Below are 20,505 nucleotides of genomic sequence, written 5' to 3'. Positions count from 1 at the left end.
CAAGGCTTGAGAAGGAGAAGGACCAGTGGCCGACAACGCGCGGGCGAAGAAGCTGGCGGACCTCATCCGGGAGGTGGTGGCCGAGAAGCTGCTGCGTGGCGTCAAGGACCCGCGCCTGGGAACGCACGTCACCATCACGGACACCCGGGTCACCGGTGACCTGCGGGAGGCCACGGTCTTCTACACGGTGTACGGGGACGACGAGGAGCGGGCGGCGGCCGCGGCCGGCCTGGAGAGCGCCAAGGGCATCCTGCGCTCCGCGGTCGGCTCCGCGGCGGGTACCAAGTTCACGCCGACCCTGACGTTCATCGCGGACGCGCTCCCCGAGAACGCCAAGACCATCGAGGACCTCCTCGACAAGGCGCGGGCCTCGGACGCGGCGGTGCGCGAGGTGTCCTCGGGCGCCAAGTTCGCCGGTGACGCCGACCCGTACAAGAAGCCCGGCGACGAGGACGACGCCACCGAATGAGCACCGCAGCAAAGACGCCCGACGGCCTGGTCATTGTCGACAAGCCGTCGGGCTTCACTTCGCACGACGTCGTGGCCAAGATGCGCGGCATCGCCAGGACCCGCCGCGTGGGCCACGCGGGCACCCTCGACCCGATGGCGACCGGTGTGCTCGTCCTGGGAGTGGAGCGGGCCACCAAACTGCTCGGGCACCTCGCCCTGACCGAGAAGGAGTACCTCGGTACGATCCGGCTCGGCCAGGACACCATCACGGACGACGCCGAGGGCGAGATCATCTCGTCCACCGACGCCTCCAAGGTGACCCGCGAGGGGATCGACGCGGGGGTCGCCGCGCTGACCGGCGACATCATGCAGGTGCCGTCCAAGGTCTCCGCGATCAAGATCGACGGCAAGCGCTCCTACGCGCGGGTGCGCGGCGGCGAGGAGTTCGAGATCCCGGCCCGCCCGGTGACCGTCTCCTCCTTCCGCGTGTACGACGTCCGCGAGGCGGTCGCCGAGGACGGCACGGCCGTCGTCGACCTGGTCGTCTCCGTGGTGTGCTCCTCCGGCACCTACATCCGCGCGCTCGCCCGTGACCTCGGGGCGGGGCTCGGCGTCGGCGGCCACCTCACCGCGCTGCGCCGCACCCGGGTCGGTCCGTACGGCATCGACGCGGCCCGCACCCTGGACCAGCTCCAGGAGTCGCTCACCGTGATGCCGGTCGCCGAGGCCGCCGCCGCGGCGTTCGCCCGCTGGGACGTCGACGCGCGCCGCGGGGGGCTGCTCCTCAACGGCGTACGCCTGGACATGCCCGACGAGTACGAGGCCGGGAAGGCGGTCGGTGTGTTCGGACCCGAGGGCACCTTCCTCGCCCTGGTCGAGAACCAGAAGGGCAAGGCCAAGAGTCTCGCCGTCTTCGGCTGAGCCGTGCCGACTCCACCGTGGAGCGGGCCGGTGGCCCGCTCCACGATCCCCCTCGCAAGGCGTCTATCCGCCCGGTCCGGGGGATTCACCCCTTCGAGCAGGCGCTCGGAGTGAACCACGGGAGCGCGAGGGGGCGCTTTCGTCCGGTGTTCTTCTCGGGCGGATCACCCCAGAACTACCGTTTCGACCATGGAAAGCGGGGCTGGGGGCGAGGACCGGGACACCCTCGTACGGATCTGTGATCTGGCAGGCCGGACCCGGGGCACCGGGTTCGTCGCCGACGACCGGGGGACCGTCGTCACCAGTCACGAAGCCGTCGACGGGCTGACCCGAGTGGTGCTGCACGCCCCGCGCGAGCGCACCTGGCTCGCCGAGGCCGACGACCTCACCCTGCTGCCCGAAGCGGGCCTCGCCCTGGTCCGCACCGACGGGCTCGGGGTGCGGCCGCTGCCCGTCGCGGCCCGCGCGGACATCGCCGCGGGAACCTATGTGCGGGTCGCCGCGCGGGGGTGGCGCGAGGCGCGGGTGCTCGGCACGTCCGACGTCACCTACACCGCCACCGACCGCTTCCATCTCCTGGGCGGCGTACTGGAGTTGGCGATCGGCACCGACGGCAGCGAGGCCATGCGACTGGGCGGCGAGGCCAGCGGGGGACCGGTTCTCGACGCCGTGACCGGGGCGGTCCTCGGCGTGGTCGGGACCGCGCTGCACGCCGCGCACCGGGCGTCCGGTTTCGCGGTGCCGCTGCGCGCCGAACAGGGGCCGCTCGCCGATCTGCTGCGGCGCAACGCCGCCACCGTGCCCGCCTACGGCCGTGACCTGAACCTGGCCGGCGCACTCCAGCTCACCGCCACCTGCGTGGGGTCGGCCGGCGGGCCCGGCGGGTGGCAGGACCCGGTGGAACGGCGTTCCACGGTCAAGGAGTTGGCGGCCTTCTGCGCCGGTGAGGCGCTGGTGCTCGGGCTCGTCGGGGACCCCGGGACCGGGCGCACCACCGAACTCGCCGCGTTCGCCCGGCGCCGGGCGAGCGGCGCCGAGCCCGCGCCCACCCTCTGGCTGCGCGGCGCCGACCTGCACGCCGGCGACACCTCGGTGGCCGACGCCGTGGCCCGCGCGCTGCGGCAGGCCGGGCGGATCGCCGCCGCCGCGCTGGTGCCCGGCGACCCGGATCCGGCCGTCCCCGACCGGGTGGCACGGCTCGCCCGCGAGGCCGGGCGGCCGCTGGTCGTGCTGCTCGACGGACCCGAGGAGATGCCGCCCGCCCTCGCCCACCGGCTCGCCGAATGGAGCGCGGGCACGGCCGGGTGGCTCCGGGCGGCCGGGGTGCGCATGGTCGTCGCCTGCCGGCCCGAGCACTGGGAGCAGGCCGGCGCCCACTACCCGCAGGGCGTCCTGCACCCGGCCCGGCTGCCGCGGCTGCCGGACGGCGTGCGCGTCGGCGACCTCGGCCGCAAGGAGGCCGCGCGGGCCCGCGAACGCTACGCCATCCCCGACGGCGCGCTCGCCGAGCGCGACGCCCTCCACCCCCTCACACTCCGGCTGCTCGCCGAGGTGCGGGCGGCACTGCCCGGCGAGATCGAGGGCAAGCCGGACCGCGAGGAGGTCTTCTCGGCCCATCTGGACCTGATGTGCCTGCGCATCGCGGTCCGCATCGCCGCGGGTGCCCGCCCGCCGGTGCGCGGCGGCGCGGTGCGCCGGCTCGCCGCCCACGTCGCCGGGCAGGTGCACGAGGCGGCGCGGCGCTGTCTTGGCCCCGGCCAGGGCGAGCTGGACCGGGAGTCATTCGAGGAGATCTTCCCGTGGCGCACGGGATGCGCGTCCGCGGTGCTGACCGAAGGGCTGCTCGTACCGGCCGGCTCCGGCTACCGCTTCGCGCACGAGGAACTCGCCGACTGGGTGCAGGCCGCCCACCTCGATCTCGATGAGGCGCTGTACGCGCTCGTGCACCGCTGGTACGAGGAGAGCGATCCGCGGAACGTGGTGCGGCTCCCCGCGCGGCTCGACGTCGGCGCCGGGCCCGGCGGCCAGGTGCCGTCGGCGCCGGGTTCCGGGCCCGCCGCCGTGCGCTCCCTGCCGGTGCCGCGACACCGCATCGGACCCGTGCTCCAGGCGATGCTGCTGCTCGGCAGCCACCACGGCTCCACGCAACTCGCCCTGAAACTCAAGGAGTTGGTGGAGGTCCTGGACCGGGAACCCTGGCCGGGCGGCGACCCGGCCCGGCTCGCGGACGCCCGCTGGTGGGCGGTCAGGCTGCTCGCCGAGACCCTGCTGCGGGTCCCTGACGTACGCCCCTACCTGGAGGTGCTCCGGTTGCTCGCGGACCGGATCAGCGAGCGCTCCGTACGGGACGGCGGGCCGCAGCACCTGGGCGCGCTCGCGGAGTTCGGGCCCTGGTTCTGGCTGCGCCTGCGGCTCGGCGATGACCGCAGACTGGAACTGCTCCGCCTCCTGGTGCCCGCCGACGGGGTGCCCGGCTCGGCGCCCGGCCGGCCGCGGTACCTGGACGCCGTGGACCGGCGGCTCGCCGTGGATCCCACCGGCGTACAGCCGCTGCTGTGCCGCTGGTTCACCGACGAGCGGCCGCTGCCCGTGCCGCCGGGATGCGATGTGCGGCCCACCGTCGCACGGGCCGCGCAGGCCCTGCTGTACGCGCGGCGGAGGCTGGCCGTCGACGATCTGACCGAGGCCCTCGTCGCCACCGACCACGTGGGTGCCGACGAACTCCTCACCACCCTCGCCGAGGACGAGCCGTCCGCGCTCTGCCGGGCCGTGGACCGCTGGGCCCACGACGACCGGCCCGAGCGGCGGGCCGCCGCCGCTACCTACGCGGTGCGGGTAGCCCCCCATGCCGCCACCCCCGCCGACCGCGACCTGCTGCGCTACGCCGCCCTCGCGCTGCTCGCCCGCCCCGGGGACGCGCCCCTGCACGGGGCGGCGCTCGCCCTGCTCGTCCGCGACCCGCTCACCCGGGGCCCGCATCTGGACCGGGCCCTCGCGCGCTACGCGGCCGGAGACACGATGCTCCCCGCCTCCGCGCTCGTCACCGCCCTGGCCACCCACCCCGAACCCGTCCTCGCCGCCTTCCGGGCCGGCCTTGAGGGGTCCGGCGCCGCGGCGGCCGAGGCCATCGACGCGCTCGCGGCGATCAACACCCCGGCACTGGCCCGCCGGGCCGCGGCCCTCGTCCAGGACCATGTGGAACGCCGCCCCGGCGACGCGCCGCACGCGGCCGCTTTCGTGGAGCGGCGCCTGGAGTACGGTCCGGTGGCCCGCGCGGTCCTCTTCCCGATGGTCACCAGCCTGCTGCGGGGCCGGGCCCACCCGGTCCGCCGCGCCCTGGCCCCGGTCCTCGCGGCACCCGGCACCAGCGCCTCTCGTTCCCTGCGCGCCGAGCTCCTGGACGTACTCCTGGAAGGCGAGCGCTACGAATCGCGCGATCCGGTCGTGCTGGACGCGTTGCTGACGGCCGCGGCCGAGGGATCGGGGCGGCGACCCGAGGCGCGCACCCGCGACCTCGTGCACCGCACCGCGCTCCTGCTGGTCCGTACGCCCGAGGGCGCGGCCGCCTTCGACCGGCGGCTCATCGAGCTCTGCCAGCAGGTTCCGGGCTTCGCGGCGCAGGTCGCCGGATGGCTGCTCCAGGCGCCGCAGGAGTGGTCGGCGGTGGTCGGGCCGAGTGCCCGGCGGGTGGTGGAGAGGCTGGGCAGTCCCATACCGATGCCATCCCGGGGCGCCGGGCATGGCAGTCTTAGACCTGCATGACGCGTAAGGGTCAACGACGTACACGGGTTCGAGGAGCGGTCACAGTGCAGCGCTGGCGTGGCTTGGAGGACATCCCCCAGGACTGGGGACGCAGCGTCGTCACCATCGGCTCCTACGACGGGGTGCACCGCGGACACCAGCTGATCATCGGCCGGGCCGTGGAGCGCGCCCGCGAACTCGGTGTGCCGTGCGTCGTCGTCACCTTCGACCCGCACCCCAGCGAGGTCGTCCGCCCCGGCAGCCACCCGCCGCTGCTCGCCCCGCACCACCGGCGCGCGGAGCTGATGGCGGAGCTCGGCGTCGACGCGATTCTCATCCTCCCCTTCACCAGCGAGTTCTCGAAGCTGTCGGCCGCCGACTTCGTGGTGAAGGTGCTCGTCGACAAGCTGCACGCCAAGCTCGTCGTCGAAGGCCCCAACTTCCGCTTCGGCCACCGCGCCGCGGGCAACGTCGAGGTCCTCGCCGAACTCGGCCGGACCTACGACTACGAGGTCGAGGTCATCGACCTGCGGGTGCGCGGCGAGGCGGGTGGCGGCGAGCCGTTCTCCTCCACGCTGACCCGCAGGCTGATCGCGACCGGCGACATCGAGGGGGCCGCCGAGATCCTCGGCCGCCCGCACCGCGTCGAGGGCGTCGTCGTCCGCGGCGCGCAGCGCGGCCGCGAGCTCGGCTACCCGACCGCCAACGTCGAGACCCTGCCGCACACCGCGATCCCCGCGGACGGCGTGTACGCGGGCTGGCTCACGGCGGACGACGAGCGGATGCCCGCGGCGATCTCGGTCGGCACCAACCCGCAGTTCGACGGCACCGAGCGCACCGTCGAGGCGTACGCCATCGACCGCGTGGGGCTCGACCTGTACGGCCTGCACGTCGCCGTGGACTTCCTCGCCTATGTGCGCGGTATGGCCAAGTTCGACTCGATCGAGGACCTCCTCGAAGCGATCGGCAACGACGTGAAGCGGTCCACCGAGCTGATCGAGGCGTACGAGGCCCAGCGGGACTAGGGGCGCCCCCATTAATCCGCACAGCGGCCGGGCCCGCCCGGCCCTCACGCGTCGCTGACCGCCGCCGCCCAGTGGCAGGCCACCTGGGCGGCCGGGCCGCCCGCCAGGACCGGGAGGTCCTCGGTACGGCAGCGGTCGGCCACCCCCGCCCGGTCCGCCGCACCACAGGCCAGTACCTGGCAGCGGGCGTGGAAGCGGCAGCCGGAAGGGATGCGGGACGGGTCCGGGGGCTCGCCCGTCAGGACCACCGGCTCGCCCACGGACTCCGGCAGAACGGACAACAGGGCCTGGGTGTAAGGATGTTGAGGGTTCGTCAGGATGTCCTCGACGGGGCCCGTCTCCACGATGCGGCCCAGGTACATCACCGCCACCCGGTCCGCGATGTTCCAGGCGAGCCCCAGGTCGTGGGTCACGACGAGGGCGGACAGGCCCAGTTCGTCCCGCAGGCGCAGCAGCAGCGCCAGGATCTCCCCGCGTACCGAGGCGTCAAGGGACGCCACCGGCTCGTCGGCGACGATCAGTTCGGGGTTCAGGACGAGGGTGCCCGCGATGACCACGCGCTGGCGCTGGCCGCCCGACAGCTCGTGTGGATAGCGCAGGAAGAACCGCTCCGGCGGGCGCAGACCGGCCCGGGACAGCGCCTGGGCCACCCGCTCCCGCTCGTCGTCGCCCGAGCCGTGGATGCGCAGGCCCTCGGCGACCGCGTCGTACACCGTGTGCCGGGGGTTGAGCGAGCCGCTCGGGTCCTGCAGGACCAGCTGGGCCCGCCTGCGGTACGCCTTGAGCGCGCGCGGATGATGGTCGAGCGGGCTGCCGTCGAAGGCCACGCCGCCCCCGGTCGGGGTGACCAGACCGAGCAGGGCGCGGGCCAGCGTCGTCTTGCCGCAGCCCGATTCGCCGACCAGCGCGACGATCTCGCCCGCGCCGACGGTGAGTTCGACGCCGTCGACCGCACGGGCCGGCGGCGCCCCGCGCCGGCCGGGGAAGGTGACCCGCAAGCCGGTGGCGCTGAGGAGGGGAGCGGGGGTCGTCGTGGTCATGGGGTTGCTCCTGGGTCGGGGGCGGGGCCCCGGGATCGGAAGGGTCAGCCCACCAGGACGCAGGCCGCGCTGCGCCCCGGACCGGCCGCGCGCAGCGCTTGGTCCTCGGAGGCGCATGCGGCGAGGGCGACCGGACAGCGGGGGTGGAAGGTGCAGCCCGGCGGCAGCGCGGACGGGTCCGGCGGGTCGCCGGGCAGGCCGCGGGGGGCGCGCCGCGACGCCGCGTCGCCGATGCGGGGGAAGGCGGCGGACAGCGCCCGCCCGTACGGATGGCGGGCCGCCTCGTACACCTCGCGGGCCGGGCCCTCCTCCACGATGCGGCCCGCGTACATCACGGCGAGCCGGTCGCAGGTGTCGGCGAGGACTGCCAGATCGTGGCTGATCATCAGCAGGCCGATGTCCTGCTCGGCCACCAACTGCTCGATCAGGCGCAGGATCTGGGCCTGGATCATCACGTCAAGGGCGGTGGTCGGCTCGTCCGCCACGATGAGCCGGGGGGCGCACGCCAGGGCCATCGCGATCATCACGCGCTGACGCTGGCCGCCGGACAGTTCGTGCGGGTAGGAGTCCGCGCGCGCCCCGGGCAGGCCGACCTGTTCGAGGAGTTCGCCGACGCGGGTGCGGGCCGCGGCCGGGGTGGCGAGGCCGTGCAGCAGGATCGGCTCGGCGATCTGGTCGCCGATGCGGTGCACCGCGTTGAGCGAGTGCATCGCCCCCTGGAAGACGATCGACGCGCCTGCCCAGCGGACCGCCCGCAGCCGCCCCCACTTCATGGTGAGGACGTCCTCGCCGTCAAGCAGCACCGAACCGGTCAGCTTCGCCGAGGCCGGCAGCAGCCGCAGCAGCGCCATCGCCAGGGTCGACTTCCCACAGCCCGACTCGCCCGCGACGCCCAGCTTCCGGCCGGGCGCGATCGTCAGGTCCACCCCGCGCACGGCGGCGGCGCCCGTCCCGTACGTGACGTACAGGTCCTTGATCTCCAGCAGGTTCACCGGGCCCCCAGCTTCGGGTTCAGTACGGCCTCGACGGCCCGGCCGCAGAGCGTGAAGGAGAGGGCGACCAGGGCGATCGCGATGCCCGGCGGCGCCAGGTACCACCAGTGGCCGGATGAGACCGCCCCCGCCTCCCGGGCGTCCTGGAGCATGCCGCCCCACGACACCACCGTCGGATCGCCCAGGCCGAGGAAGGCGAGGGTGGCCTCGGTGAGGATGGCGTTGGAGATACCGAGTGTGGTCTGCGCGAGGACCAGCGGCATGACGTTCGGCAGGACGTGCCGGGACATGATGTGGCCGTGGCCGCCGCCCAGCGCGCGGGCGCGTTCGATGTAGGGGCGCGACTCGACCGCGATGGTCTGCGCCCGCACGAGGCGGGCCGTCGTCGGCCAGGACGTCACGCCGACCGCCAGGATCACCGTCCAGAGGCTGTGCGACATCACGGTCGCGAGCACGATGGCGAGCACCAGCGTCGGCATCACCAGGAACCAGTCGGTGATGCGCATGAGCACCGTCGAGAACCAGCCGCCGTAGTGGCCGGCGACGATTCCGACCAGCGTGCCGATCGCCACGCTCAGCGCCGCCGCGAGCAGCCCCACCGCGAGCGAGACCCGGGCGCCCCAGATCAGCAGCCCGAGCAGCGAGCGCCCGAACTGGTCGGTGCCGAGCGGGAACCGACCGCTCGGCGCCTCCAGGGCGGTGCCGCTCGCACCGGTCACGCTCTGGACGTCCTGGCCGACCGTGAGCGGCGCGGTGAGCGCGATCAGCGCGATCAGGGCGAGGCCGGCCAGACCGTACAGGCCGGCCCGGTGCCCACGGTAGGCGCGCCAGAACCGCGCCAGCGAATCGCGGCGGCGCGCCCAGGCCAGGGAGTCCGGCCTGTCGGCAACTGCGGTCGTCGTCATCGGCCCACCCTGGGATCGAGCAGCGGATAGAGCAGGTCGGCCAGCAGGTTCATCAGGATCATGGCGCCCGCGAAGACCACGAACAGGCCCTGCACCAGTGGGAGATCGGGCACGCTCAGCGCCTGGTAGAACAGTCCGCCGAGCCCCGGCCAGGAGAACACCGTCTCGACCAGGATCGAACCGGCCGCCACATGGCCCAGGTTGATGAACAGCATGGTGACCGTCGGCAGCAGCGCGTTCGGCACCGCGTGATGACGGCGTACGGCGTCGTCGCGCAGGCCCTTCGCGCGGGCCGTGGTCAGATAGTCGCCGCCCATCTCGTCGAGCAGCGAGGAACGCATGACGAGCAGGGTCTGCGCGTACTGCACCGCGACCAGCGTCAGGACCGGAAGCACCATGTGGTGCGCCACGTCCAGGACATGGGCGAAGCCCGTCGTGTCGCCCGACTCCATGCCCCCGGTCGGGAACAGACCCGGAATCGGGCCCGCGCCCACCGAGAACGTGATGATGAGCAGCAGCCCCAGCCAGAACGAGGGCACCGACCACAGGGTCAGCGCGAGACCCGTGTGGAACCGGTCGCCCAGCCGGCCGTGGCGCCAGGCCGAACGGGTGCCGAGCCAGATGCCGAGCGTCGAGTAGAGCACGACGGCCGTCCCGGTCAGGAGCAGCGTCGCGGGCAGCTTCTGAGCGATGAGCGAGCCCACTGAGGCGTGGAACTGGTACGAGGTGCCCAGGTCGCCGGTGAGCGCCTTGCCGCAGTAGTCGGTGAACTGCCGCCAGACCGGCAGGTCGAGCCCGAACTGGCTTCTCAGATGGGCGAGTTGCTCGGTGGAGACCTGGCGGCCGTGGGTCATGGTGCGCACCGGGTCGCCCGGGATGATCCGGAACAGGAAGAAGCTGGTGACGAGGACGGCGAACAGTGAGACCACCGCCCCGGCCAGCTTGCCGCTCACGTAGCGCAGATACGCCAGTGCCGACCCCGTGGCGGCCGGGCGCCGGCGCGCCTCGGTGCGCGCCTCGGCGACCACCGCGGGTGTGTCGGCCGAGCTCGCCGTCGTCATCGGCTACTCACGGTCGTCGGCGCCGGCCCGGCGGCGCAGGGCGAGGAATCCGCCGAGCCCGGCCAGCACGACCACGCCCGCCACGATGCCGAGGACGACGATCGCCGAGGAGCCGCCACCCGAGGCCTTGGCGGAGCCGCCCGCGGGGACCGCCGACCACCAGCTCCAGTAGCCGTCCTGGCCGTAGATGTTGCCCGCGGCCTCGGGCATCGTCGTGATCGACTTGATCTGGTCGGTGCGGTACGCCTCGACCGCGTTGGGGTACGCCATGACGTTGATGTACCCGGTGTCGTACAGCCGTGACTCCATCTGCTTGACCAGGTCCGCCCGCTTGGCGGTGTCGTACTCGGCCAACTGCCGCGCATACAGGTCGTCGAACTGCTTGTCGCAGACGAAGTTGTCGGTCTGGCCGGTCGCCTTGGGGGTGGCGGGCAGCGCGGCGCAGGTGTGGATGGACAGCACGTAGTCCGGGTCGGGGCTCACCGAGTAGCCGTCGAGGGCCAGGTCGTACTCACCGGCGGTCCACGGGTCGGTGACGTTGTCGACGCAGTCCACCGTCAGACCGATGCCGAGCTTGCCCCACCACTCCTGGAGGTATTTGCTCACCGCCTTGTCGTTGGGGTCGATGGCGTGGCAGAGCAGCCTCAGGCCGAGCGGCTTGCCGTCCTTGCCGAGCCGCTTGCCGTCGGCGCCCGTGCGGTAGCCCGCGTCATCGAGCAGCGAGGCGGCCTTCGCCGGGTCGTACGCGTTCTTCTGGTCCGCGGCCGGCTTCCAGAAGTAGTCGGCGAACCGGGGCGGGATGTAGCCCTGACCTTCGACGGCGTGCCCCTGGTACACCTTGTCGACGATCGCCTTGCGGTCGACCGCGGCGAACAGTGCCCGACGCACCTTCGGGTCGAGCAGCGCCGGATTGCCGTTGCCGAACTTCTGGCCATCCTTGGACTGGGCGCCCGGGTTGGTGGCGAGCGCGAAGAAACGCCGGCCGGGGGCGTCGTTGACCTTGATGTCCGGCGCTGACCGGAGTGAACTCGCCTGCGCCGGGCTCAAGTTGGACACGAAGGACACCTCGCCCTTCTGGAGCGCCGCGACCGCCGCGTCATTGTCCTTGTAGTACTTGAAGACCAGCTCGTCGAACTTGGGCGCACCCCGCCAGAAGCTCTTGTTCGGCCTGAACTTGATGTACTGGTCGACCTTGTAGTCGGTCAGGACGTACGGCCCGTTGCCGACCACGGGGAACCGCTGGTCGTTGTTGAACTTCGAGAAGTCGGTGACCTTGTCCCACACGTGCCGGGGCACGATCGGGACGTCCAGTGCGGTCATGGTGGCCTGCGGCTTCTTGAGTTCGACCACGAGGGTGGTGGCGTCGGGGGCCGTCACCTTCTTGAAGTTCGAGACGAAACTGCCGTTGGCGGTCGCCGCGGACTTGTCCGTCATCATCTTGTTGAACGTCCACGCTGCGTCCTCGGCCGTGGCCTGCTGCCCGTCCGACCACTTCGAATTGGTACGGATGGTGTACGTCCAGGTCAGCTTGTCCAACGAGGTCTTCCAGGCGGTGGCAAGACCCGGCACGGGGTGGCCGTCCTTGGCGTCGTAGTTCGTCAGGTACTCGTACATCAGCCGGTGCACGCTGGTGCTGATCAGCCGCTGGGCGAGGAACGGGCTCAGCGAGTCGACGCTCTGCGAGACGGCGACGGTGAGCACCTTGTCCCCGCCCTTCGCGTCGTCGGCCGCCGCGCCCTGGGCGGGGAGCAGGGCCCCGGCCGTCAGCGCGAACGCGGCGGCGCCCGCGGCGAGCAGGCGCCGGGGCCGCGGCCGGTGCAGGGTCTTGCGCGATGGAACTGTTCTTGCCATGGGACGGTGACCTCGCGTCATCACTCGCACGGAAAAGCAGGGTTGATCGCAGGGTGAGCGGCGGACGATCGCCGGGCGGTCGCCGGTGATCGCCGGCTGATCGTCGGGTTGATCTCGGTTGAACAGGGCGTGGCGGCCGGTGTGGGCGAAGGTCTACCAGCGGTGGTCTAGACGTGTCAACGGCGCCTCGCAGGGCAGGTGGTCTGCGGAAACGCGCGAGGGCCCGCACCGTTCGCACGGTGCGGGCCCTCATTGGTCCAGTCCTCTGACGCCTTACTGCTGAGGGGCTGACGGAGGCTGCGGAACGCCCTCGGTCCCGGGCCACCCGGGCGGCGCAACGGGTGCCTGCGCGTCCGGCTGGCCCGGCGCGCCCTCGGGTGCGGGAGCCTGAAGCTCCCAGTCGGCGGGCGGCTGAGGTGCGCCGGGGTAGGGCTGACCCTGCGGCTGGCCCGGCGCGAACTGACCCTGCGGCGGCTGGGGTTGCTGAGGCTGCTGCCCCGGCTGGCCCGGCTGGCCTCCGTACAACTGCCCCGGGTAGGGCTGCCCGGGGGCGGGCTGCCCCTGCGCGGGGAAGGGCTGACCCGGCTGGGGTTGGCCCTGCGCGGCGGGGTGCGGCTGTCCCGGCTGGGGTTGACCCTGGGCGGGGTGCGGCTGGTGCGGGAACGGCTGGGCCTGGGCGGGGAAGGGCTGTCCCGGCTGCGGCTGACCGGGGGCCGGGAAGGGCTGGCCCGGTGCGGGGGAGTGCTGGCCCGGCTGCGGCTGGTTTTGCCCCGGGAACGGCTGACCGGACGCGGGCTGACCCTGCCCGGGGAAGGGCTGATCGGACGCGGGCTGACCCTGGCCCGGGAAGGGCTGATCGGGCCGCGGCTGGGCGCCGGCGGCCTGGCCGGGGAACGGCTGGGCGGGCTGGGCGCCGGGCTGGCCGGGGAACTGTTGGGCGGGCGCGCCCTGCTGGCCCGGCATCGGCGGGGCCATGTGCGGGGGCGGGTTGAGACCGTCCCCGGTCCACAGGCCTTGCTGCTGCTGAGCGCGTACGAAGTCCTCGGCCACCAGCGCCGAGAGGTTGAAGTACGCCTCCCGGGTCTTGGGCCGCATCATGTCGAGGTCCACCTCGGCACCAGCCGACAGGTGCTCGTCGAACGGCACCACGACCACACCGCGGCAGCGCGTCTGGAAGTGCTGCACGATGTCGTCCACCTTGATCATCTTGCCGGTCTCGCGGACCCCGGAGATGACGGTGAGCGAACGCTGCACGAGGTCGGCGTATCCGTGGGCCGAGAGCCAGTCGAGCGTGGTCGAGGCGCTGGACGCGCCGTCCACCGAGGGCGTCGAGATGATGATCAACTGGTCGGCGAGGTCGAGCACGCCGCGCATCGCGGAGTAGAGCAGCCCCGTACCCGAGTCGGTGAGAATGATCGGGTACTGCTTGCCCAGGACGTCGATCGCGCGCCGGTAGTCCTCGTCGTTGAAGGTCGTGGACACGGCCGGGTCGACGTCGTTCGCGATGATTTCGAGCCCGGACGGCGCCTGCGAGGTGAAGCGGCGGATGTCCATGTACGAGTTGAGGTACGGGATCGCCTGGACCAGGTCGCGGATGGTGGCCCCGGTCTCTCGGCGCACCCGGCGACCGAGCGTGCCCGCGTCCGGGTTGGCGTCGATCGCCAGGATCTTGTCCTGTCGCTCGGTGGCGAGGGTCGCGCCGAGCGCGGTCGTGGTGGTCGTCTTGCCGACACCGCCCTTGAGGGAGATGACCGCGATGCGGTAGCAGGACAGGACCGGCGTCCGGATGAGGTTGAGCTTCTGCTGCCGCTCGGCCTCCTCCTTCTTCGCCCCGAACTTGAACCGCGAGGCTCCGGCGGCCGGGCCGCGGCTGCTCTTCGGCTTCGGCTTGTTGTTGCGCAGCAGCCGGTCGGACGACAGCTCGACGGCGGCCGTGTAGCCGAGCGGTGCCCCCGGCATGGACCGCTCCCGCTGATCGTGCGCCACCGGCGAGGGCCAGGCGGCCCCGGCCCGCGGATCAACGGGCGGCGCGGCCTCCGGCATGGGCTGGGGCGCGGCGGAAGGCCCGCCCGCGGGCCCGCCCCCGGGGTACGGGTAGCCGTAGCCGGCCTGTGCGGCTTGGGGGTTGGGGGTGTTGGTGGGGGCGGGAGTCTGCGGGGCTGCGGGAGGGGTGGCTGCCGCGGGATGGGGGAAGCCGTAGCCCGCCGGTGCGGGCTGCGCGGCCTGCGGGGTGGGGGCGGGGGCCTGTGGGGCGTTGGGAGGGTTGGCTGCTGCCGGTGGGTGCGGGAAGCCGTAGCCGGCTTGCGCGGCTTGGGGGTTGGGGGTGTTGGCCGGGGTGGGGGCCTGTGGGGCGTCGGTGGGTGTGGCTGCCGCGGGGTGCGGGAAGCCGTAGCCCGCTTGTGCGGCTTGGGGGTTGGGGGTATTGGCGGGGGCGTCGGGCTGCGGGGCGTTAGGGGCGGCTGCCGGTGGGTGCGGGAAGCCGTAGCCGGCTTGTGCCGCTTGGGGGTTGGGCATGTCGGCGGGGGAGAGGGCCTGCGGGGCGTTAGGGGCGGCTGCCGTTGGGTGCGGGAAGCCGTAGCCCGCTTGCGAGGCCTGCGGATTGGGGGTGTTGGCCGGGGCGGGGGACTGCGGGGCGTTAGGGGCGGCTGCCGCGGGGTGGGGGAAGCCGTAAGCGGGTTGCGGCGCGGGTGCGTTCGGCGTCGCCGGGGGGCCCGCCTGGGCCGGGCCCTGGTGCGGGAAGCCGTAACTGCCCTGCGGTAGCGGGGAGTTGGGGGCGGGCGACGAGGCGGCGCCCTGCTGGGGGAACCCGTGGGCCCCCTGCGACTGCGGCCACGCGGGAGGCGCCGGGGGCGTGTTCGGCATCGGCTGCCCCTGCCCCTGCCCCTGCCCCTGCACCGGCCACTGCGGCGCGGCGGTGGGCGCGGCGGGCTGGAACGCCGGCGGCAGTGGGGGCAACCCGGGCTGGGCCCCGGCAGCCGCGGCCCACGGCTGATCGGCGGGCGCGGGCCCGGGGGCAGGTACCGGTGCGGGCGGTGCGTCCGGGTGTGCCGCGGGTTCCGGGGTGGCGGCGTCGGCGGGCACGGCATCCTCAGGCACCGCATCCTCGGGCACCGCATCCGCCGGAACCGCGTCGGCGGGCTCCGCGCTCGGGACCGCAGCCGGTGCGGGCCCGCCGTAAGGCGCGTCCGGCGCCGCGGCATCGGTAACGGAGGCGGAGTCGGTGGCTGCGTCGGCGGCGTCCTCGGCGTCCGCGCTCAGATCATCGGCGCGAGCGCCGTCGGAGGGGGTGGAATCCGAAGAAATGGCGTCCGAAGGGGTGGCATCGGACGGAAGCACATCGGACGGAAGCGCGTCGGAGGGAAGCGCGTCGGAAGGGATGGCGTCGGACGGTTCGGAGCCGTTCGGCGAGGTGTCCTCGGCCGGGGCGGCCGCCCCTTCACCGGACGATGCCTGCGCGACGGCCGCGAGCTCGGCAGCTTCGTCGGCCCCGGGCCGCGGCGCGGACGTACCCGCGACCTGCTCACCCGGGAAGCCGCCGGAACCATCGGAACCGTCCGAACCGTCCGAACCATACGAATCGGCCGAGTCATCCGAGTCATCCGAGTCGAAGGAATCGGCAGCACCCTCGTGCGCGCCCGCGCCCGCGCCCGTACCTGTACGCGATTCGGGACCCGTACCTGATTCCGGACCTGAACCCGTTTCCGGGCCCGTACCAGTACCCGCTTCCGCCGTCTCAGCGACCGCTCCGGCGTCGGAGGGTTTTTCGGCCGGGGCCGGTGAGTCCGCGTCGGTGGCGGGCGGCGTGGCTGACGCGCTGTCAGAAACGGGCGCCGATGCCGACTCGCCGCGCGCCGCGGCAGCCGCCGCTTCGAGCTGCTCGAACTCCCGCTTCAGCGCCGACGGAGAGAACCGCATCGTCGCGCCGCTCTCGATGTCGCCGCCGCCGAAGGCCTGGCCCTCGTCCGCGAGGCGGCTCTCGGGTGCGGGCGGCGGAGGTGTCGGAGTGGGAAAGGAGGGCGGGGCGGGCGGCGTCTGGGCAGCCGGGGTCGGGCCAGGCGGCGGCGGGGTGGTGCCCCAGTTGGGCTGGAACCCGGCGTCCGACGGCAGTCCGGGCACGTCGACCGGCGTAGCGGCCGGCGGCGGGGGAGGAGGCAGCGGAGCCCCCGCGCCCCCACTCTGCTGACCGGCCGGGGCCGGAGTGTCCTGCGCGCCCTGGGTGTACCAGGCGGGCGGGGTGTAGTCGATGGTGAACTCACCCGTGGTCTCGGGATCGGCGTCGGACCGATTCTCGTCGCGCGCGTTCCCGCCGGTGCGGAACTGGTCCTGGTCGCTGTTCACCGGTTTCCTTTCGTTCGCCTGTGACCGGGTGGAGGCCGTGGGTTTCATTGGCATCCATGAGCCGGGGCGAGGCAAGCCCTGGTGCGGTGTTCGCAGAATCGAGCGCGTCGTCCCGCCCGCCCTACCCACACCTGCCGCTGCGAGCGGCGCGGCGTCCGGATGTGTGGACGACGCACCTCGCCGCGGAGCCCTGCCCCCGTTCCGTCCCACCCTAATCGTCGTCAATACCGACGCGGCAGGCCCGGCCACCCCGATCGGCTGTCCCTTTCGTCACCCTCGCCCCATGGGTGACGATGAAGTGGCCGACCTGGGGCGTAGCGCGCCGGGCGAAACGGTCAGATCGGGTCAACTCGCGCCGCTGTGGCGTTGGTCAGTCGACCCGCCGGGCGTTCCCCAACAATCCGGTCTCGGTGTCGGTCGCCTGGGTCATCACGAAGGCGCGGTCCCGCTCGTTGCACCACAGCGTCACCCCGTCGGCAAGCGTCGAGAGGGTTTCCCGCTCGGTGCGCGGCAGGTTGATGAGGCGGCCCAGCTGCGCCGCCTCGTCCGGTGACACCCGCTGCACGCCGACGAGCCGTGCCTGCCGGATCAGCCTGGGTGCGACCGGGCTGAGGTAGGGGAGCAGGGTGAGCACCGCCTGCCAGGGCGCCGACACCACGCGGCCGCGCGGGGGCCGCATGCCGCAGTCCCGCACCACGAGCACCGGCTCACCGGCGGAGGTGCCGAGCGGGGGCACCCGGCCCACGTCGTGCACGGTCATGCCGCTCTGGCTGGCGATCGCGTGGACCAACTGGGCCCACGCTTGGGGCCGACCGGTCTCCACCGCGACCCGGGTACCGGTGGCGGCCGCCCGCAGCGCGAGCACCTGCGCCGTCCACAGCCCGCCGATGAGCACGATGTCGTACGCCGTCGGCCTGTTCACCCCGAGCACCGCGGGATGCCCCTCGACGTCCACGCCGACGACCACGCCGTCGTCGCCGATGGGCAGCGCCAGGCTGTCCAACTGCTCGGCGGACAGGGTGTGCCGACGGTGCCGGGGACCGATGAGGCCGAAGCCGGTGCGCGGCTCGCCACGCGGACCCGAAGTCGTCGTGGCCATCAGCGCGCACCTCCCAAGGGCAGCGTGGCGAGCACGCCGGGCAGCTGCTCGTGGTCCAGCGGCACGATCTGGGCCTTCGCCTCGCGCGCCGCGCGCTCCAAGGCCTGGCGGGCCGTGCTCAGTTCGGCCTCGCTGCGGCCCGTCACCCTGAGGTGGCCACTGATGCCGATCTCCTGGGCGCTCGCGCGGGCGATGGTGAGACTGAACGTGGTCGCAAGGGCGGGAACCGCCGTCAGCAGCGCCACGAGCTGCGGCAGCCCGCCGGTACCGGAACCCGCGTCGATCCTGGGCCAGCGCCGTATCCAGTACGTGGTGTGGCGGCGGTTGTCGCAGCGCCAGGAACGGCTGGACTCCTCGGTGCGCCGCTGCGGCGTCTCCGTGCGGCTGGCCTGAGCCGTCACCAGCGGGTTGGCGCAGGCCGAGGTGGCCACGGCGTCTGCCAGCTCCTCCTCGTTCAGGACCGTGGTGTGCAGGCCCGCTCCGGTCAGTCGGCTTGCCAGATGGAGGGCGGCGCGCGCCGCACACTTCTGGGCGCCCCCGATGCCCCCGCCGCGCGCGGCCACCGCCTCCGGGCACAGCTCCGGGTTCAGCTTCAGCGCGATCCAGGTGATGCGGACCGCGGGGGAGGCCGTCTGAGCGTGCAGAGGCGCGTAGTTGGTGACCGCCAGGGACTGCTGGGGGAGCCGCAGCGCGGGGGCGGGCTGGGTGTGCAGCAGGATCTGCGCCGATTCGAGCCGGATGTCGTCAACCTCAAGGGCGTCCCGCACCAGCCCTATGGGCAACGGGCGTTGACCCCGGTCCGCCCGCAGCGCCGTCGCGTCCGACTCCACCTGGAGGACGACGGTGAGGAACCCGCCGTCGCCGACCATTCCTATCGGGCGCCGGTCGCGGTCGCCGTGGCCGTACGTCCGCAGCGTGGGGTCGCACTCCACGGCCGGGGCGAGGCCCGGCAGAGTGCCCGGCGGCACGACGGCGTTGCTCGCACGCCTCAACCGCGCGCGCAGCGCCCAGGCGGTGCCCAGCCATTCGGGCAGCGAGCGCCCCCGTCGGCGTACCACCGCGAGCAGCACGAGCGCCAGAGCGACGGCGCCCGCCAGCACCAGCGCCATCGTGTCGACGACCCACGCGGCGAGTAGCAGGGCGGCTGCCGACTCGATCAGAATTAGCTGTTGCAGATGAAACGAACCCAAGCGTCCGGAGCGGGACTTGAGGTGGGGCGTCACCGGCCCGACGGCCACGGACGCCGCTGCCCGGCGGATCGGAGGGGACGACTCCGTACGCACTCCGGGACGGGGGCCCGCGCCGCTCGGCGCGCCGGATCGTTCACGGGAGCGCGACCGTGTCCCAGTCGACGAAACCATCCCTGCCCCCCCGAACTCCTCGAAATCCCCGGGCCAGTAGGGCTCTTGAGGGACCCGTTCACCCTACCCGGCCCAGGCGTACGATCACGTAACAGGCATAGTAGGGGGCCGGTCTGACAACGGCGGGCGGGGGACGGGCTCCCTGGGGCTCCGCACGGGGACAACGGAGAAACACGGACACTCATGGCATCTCGCCGGGACGAGCTCAACGCGTACACCTTCGCGAAGCGTCGCACGCTCGCATCGTTCATCCAGCCCTCGCCGACGGGCTCGGAAGAGGGGGCGCCCAGGCCGTTGCGCGCCGTGCTGCCGGGCAGCATCGCGGCGGTGGTACTGCTCGCCGCGTTCGGGGCGTGGGGGATGTTCAAGCCCACCGCGCCGCCCGGCTGGGACACCCCGGGCGAGAAAGTGATCATCGCCAGCAAGTCCACGACCCGCTACGTCGTACTGACCACCGACGGCAAGAAGGAGCTGCACCCGGTCCTCAACATGGCGTCCGCGAAGCTCCTGCTCGACCCGACCAAGGGGCAGGTCGTCAACGTGGACGAGTCCGTCCTGGACAAGGGCCACCTGCCGCACGGCGCCACCCTCGGCATCCCGTACGCGCCCGACCGGCTGCCCTCTACCGAGGAGGCCGGGTCCGCCAAGCGCTGGGCGGTCTGTGAACGCCCCGCCGACGGCGGCCGCGCCATCCAGAAGGCCGCGTTCGTCCTCGCCGACCGCGACAAGAGCCGGACGGACGGCTCCGAGCGGCTGACCGGCGGCGAGCTGATGTACGTCGTGGGGCCCGACAACAAGACCCGGTACGTCGTGGACGCGCAGGGCACCAAGTACCAGGTCGGCTCCGAAGAACTCCTGCTGCGCGCCCTGGTCGGCGCCGGCCGCGAACCCGAGCGGGTGTCCAAGGAGTGGCTGGAGACCCTTCGTTCGGGTGATCCGGTCGCGTTCCCCAAGGTCGAGGGGAAGATCGGCAGCCCTGCGGAGGTTCCGGGGACCCTGGCCCCCGAGGCGAACCGGATCGGGATGGTCCTCAAGGCGCCCAACGGCGCGGGCACCCAGTACTACCTGGTCCAGCAGGGCAAGGTCTCGCCGGTCTCCGACTTCACCGCGAACCTGCTTCTCTACAGCCGCGATCTGCGCGGGCTCATGACGACCGGCCACGCGGCGGAAACCAACGCGGCCGCGTTCACGCCCGAGGCCACCGAGTTCGAGGCCAAGAAGAACTGGCCTCGCCAGATGCCGGTGGCCGTCAACGACGCGGGCACCGGGAACGGCAGCCGCAACACCGTGTGCAACGTGCTGCGCGATGTCAACAAGGACAACGGCGAGACCACGATGAGCACTTGGGCCGGCACCGACTTCCCGGCGCCGCTGCCCACCGGTTCGAGCAGCGCTTACGTGACGCCCGGTTCGGGCCAGCTCTTCCGCCAGATCCAGGGCTCCGAAACCAAGGCGGGCGGCGTTTTCCTGGTGACCGACACGGGGCTGCGCTACGCGATGCAGTCCAACAGCGACAGCGCCGACGGGGATTCGGCCATGGGCCTGACCGCCGATCAGCGCAAGCAGGCGGACCAGGAGGCCCAGCAGGCCCAGACCCGGCTCGGCTACGCCAAGTCCGAGCCGGCCCCGATCCCGATCAGCTGGTCCACGTTCCTGCCGACCGGCCCTCGCCTGTCGACCGGGGCGGCCCGCCAGCCCCAGGGCTCCTGAGAGGCGGCACC

At 73.0% G+C, this 20,505-nt stretch carries 13 protein-coding genes; 5 read left to right on the top strand and 8 right to left on the bottom strand.

Annotation, left to right across the window (positions count from 1 at the left end; genetic code table 11):
- Positions 1 to 25: 25 nt before the first annotated feature.
- The 4 genes from rbfA to OG522_RS10665 all read left to right on the top strand — a co-directional run bounded on the left by rbfA (position 26) and on the right by OG522_RS10665 (position 6,137).
- Entirely contained in the window at positions 26 to 469 is a 444-nt protein-coding gene (rbfA, locus tag OG522_RS10680) for a 30S ribosome-binding factor RbfA (RefSeq protein WP_329462722.1), read from the top strand.
- Positions 466 to 1,371 (top strand): tRNA pseudouridine(55) synthase TruB, encoded by a 906-nt coding sequence (gene truB / locus OG522_RS10675; RefSeq protein WP_329462721.1) that lies wholly within the window; start codon positions 466 to 468, stop codon positions 1,369 to 1,371. Before rbfA ends, truB begins: the two co-directional genes overlap by 4 nt.
- 189 nt (positions 1,372 to 1,560) lie before the next feature.
- On the top strand, positions 1,561 to 5,133 hold the full coding sequence (locus OG522_RS10670) for a serine protease (RefSeq protein ID WP_329462720.1): 3,573 nt from the start codon (positions 1,561 to 1,563) through the stop codon (positions 5,131 to 5,133).
- Positions 5,134 to 5,177: 44 nt separating this feature from the next.
- Complete coding sequence (locus OG522_RS10665) at positions 5,178 to 6,137, top strand: bifunctional riboflavin kinase/FAD synthetase (protein WP_329462719.1); 960 nt, start codon at positions 5,178 to 5,180, stop codon at positions 6,135 to 6,137.
- 44 nt (positions 6,138 to 6,181) lie between these two features.
- Here OG522_RS10665 and OG522_RS10660 read toward each other — a convergent pair whose 3' ends face one another.
- The 8 genes from OG522_RS10660 to eccE all read right to left on the bottom strand — a co-directional run bounded on the left by OG522_RS10660 (position 6,182) and on the right by eccE (position 18,784).
- Positions 6,182 to 7,177: an ABC transporter ATP-binding protein gene (locus OG522_RS10660; RefSeq protein ID WP_329462718.1), complete on the bottom strand. Its 996-nt coding sequence runs from the start codon at positions 7,175 to 7,177 to the stop codon at positions 6,182 to 6,184.
- A 44-nt stretch (positions 7,178 to 7,221) separates the two neighbouring features.
- Positions 7,222 to 8,169 (bottom strand): ABC transporter ATP-binding protein, encoded by a 948-nt coding sequence (locus OG522_RS10655; RefSeq protein ID WP_329462717.1) that lies wholly within the window; start codon positions 8,167 to 8,169, stop codon positions 7,222 to 7,224.
- Positions 8,166 to 9,074 carry an ABC transporter permease gene (locus OG522_RS10650; protein WP_329462716.1) on the bottom strand — a complete coding sequence of 303 codons (909 nt, stop codon included), beginning with the start codon at positions 9,072 to 9,074 and terminating at the stop codon, positions 8,166 to 8,168. The genes OG522_RS10655 and OG522_RS10650 overlap by 4 nt, the downstream gene beginning before the upstream one ends.
- Positions 9,071 to 10,135, bottom strand: coding sequence for an ABC transporter permease (locus OG522_RS10645; protein WP_329462715.1), 1,065 nt, complete (start codon positions 10,133 to 10,135; stop codon positions 9,071 to 9,073). Before OG522_RS10645 ends, OG522_RS10650 begins: the two co-directional genes overlap by 4 nt.
- Before the next feature lie 3 nt (positions 10,136 to 10,138).
- Positions 10,139 to 11,986, bottom strand: coding sequence for an ABC transporter substrate-binding protein (locus OG522_RS10640; RefSeq protein WP_329462714.1), 1,848 nt, complete (start codon positions 11,984 to 11,986; stop codon positions 10,139 to 10,141).
- Between the two features lie 273 nt (positions 11,987 to 12,259).
- Positions 12,260 to 16,324, bottom strand: a complete 4,065-nt coding sequence (locus tag OG522_RS10635; protein WP_329462713.1) for an SCO5717 family growth-regulating ATPase — start codon at positions 16,322 to 16,324, stop codon at positions 12,260 to 12,262.
- A gap of 370 nt (positions 16,325 to 16,694) precedes the next feature.
- Positions 16,695 to 17,423 carry a hypothetical protein gene (locus OG522_RS10630; protein WP_329462712.1) on the bottom strand — a complete coding sequence of 243 codons (729 nt, stop codon included), beginning with the start codon at positions 17,421 to 17,423 and terminating at the stop codon, positions 16,695 to 16,697.
- Complete coding sequence (eccE, locus tag OG522_RS10625) at positions 17,423 to 18,784, bottom strand: type VII secretion protein EccE (RefSeq protein ID WP_329462711.1); 1,362 nt, start codon at positions 18,782 to 18,784, stop codon at positions 17,423 to 17,425. Before eccE ends, OG522_RS10630 begins: the two co-directional genes overlap by 1 nt.
- 183 nt (positions 18,785 to 18,967) lie before the next feature.
- Here eccE and eccB point away from each other — a divergent pair, with 183 nt between their 5' ends.
- On the top strand, positions 18,968 to 20,494 hold the full coding sequence (eccB, locus tag OG522_RS10620) for a type VII secretion protein EccB (RefSeq protein WP_329462710.1): 1,527 nt from the start codon (positions 18,968 to 18,970) through the stop codon (positions 20,492 to 20,494).
- The last annotated feature ends 11 nt before the right edge of the window (positions 20,495 to 20,505 follow it).

The sequence above is a fragment of the Streptomyces sp. NBC_01431 genome (genome assembly GCF_036231355.1).
Classification (GTDB): domain Bacteria; phylum Actinomycetota; class Actinomycetes; order Streptomycetales; family Streptomycetaceae; genus Streptomyces.
The sequence above is the reverse complement of the archived record's forward strand: the minus strand, read 5'-3'. Positions and strand labels throughout refer to the sequence as shown.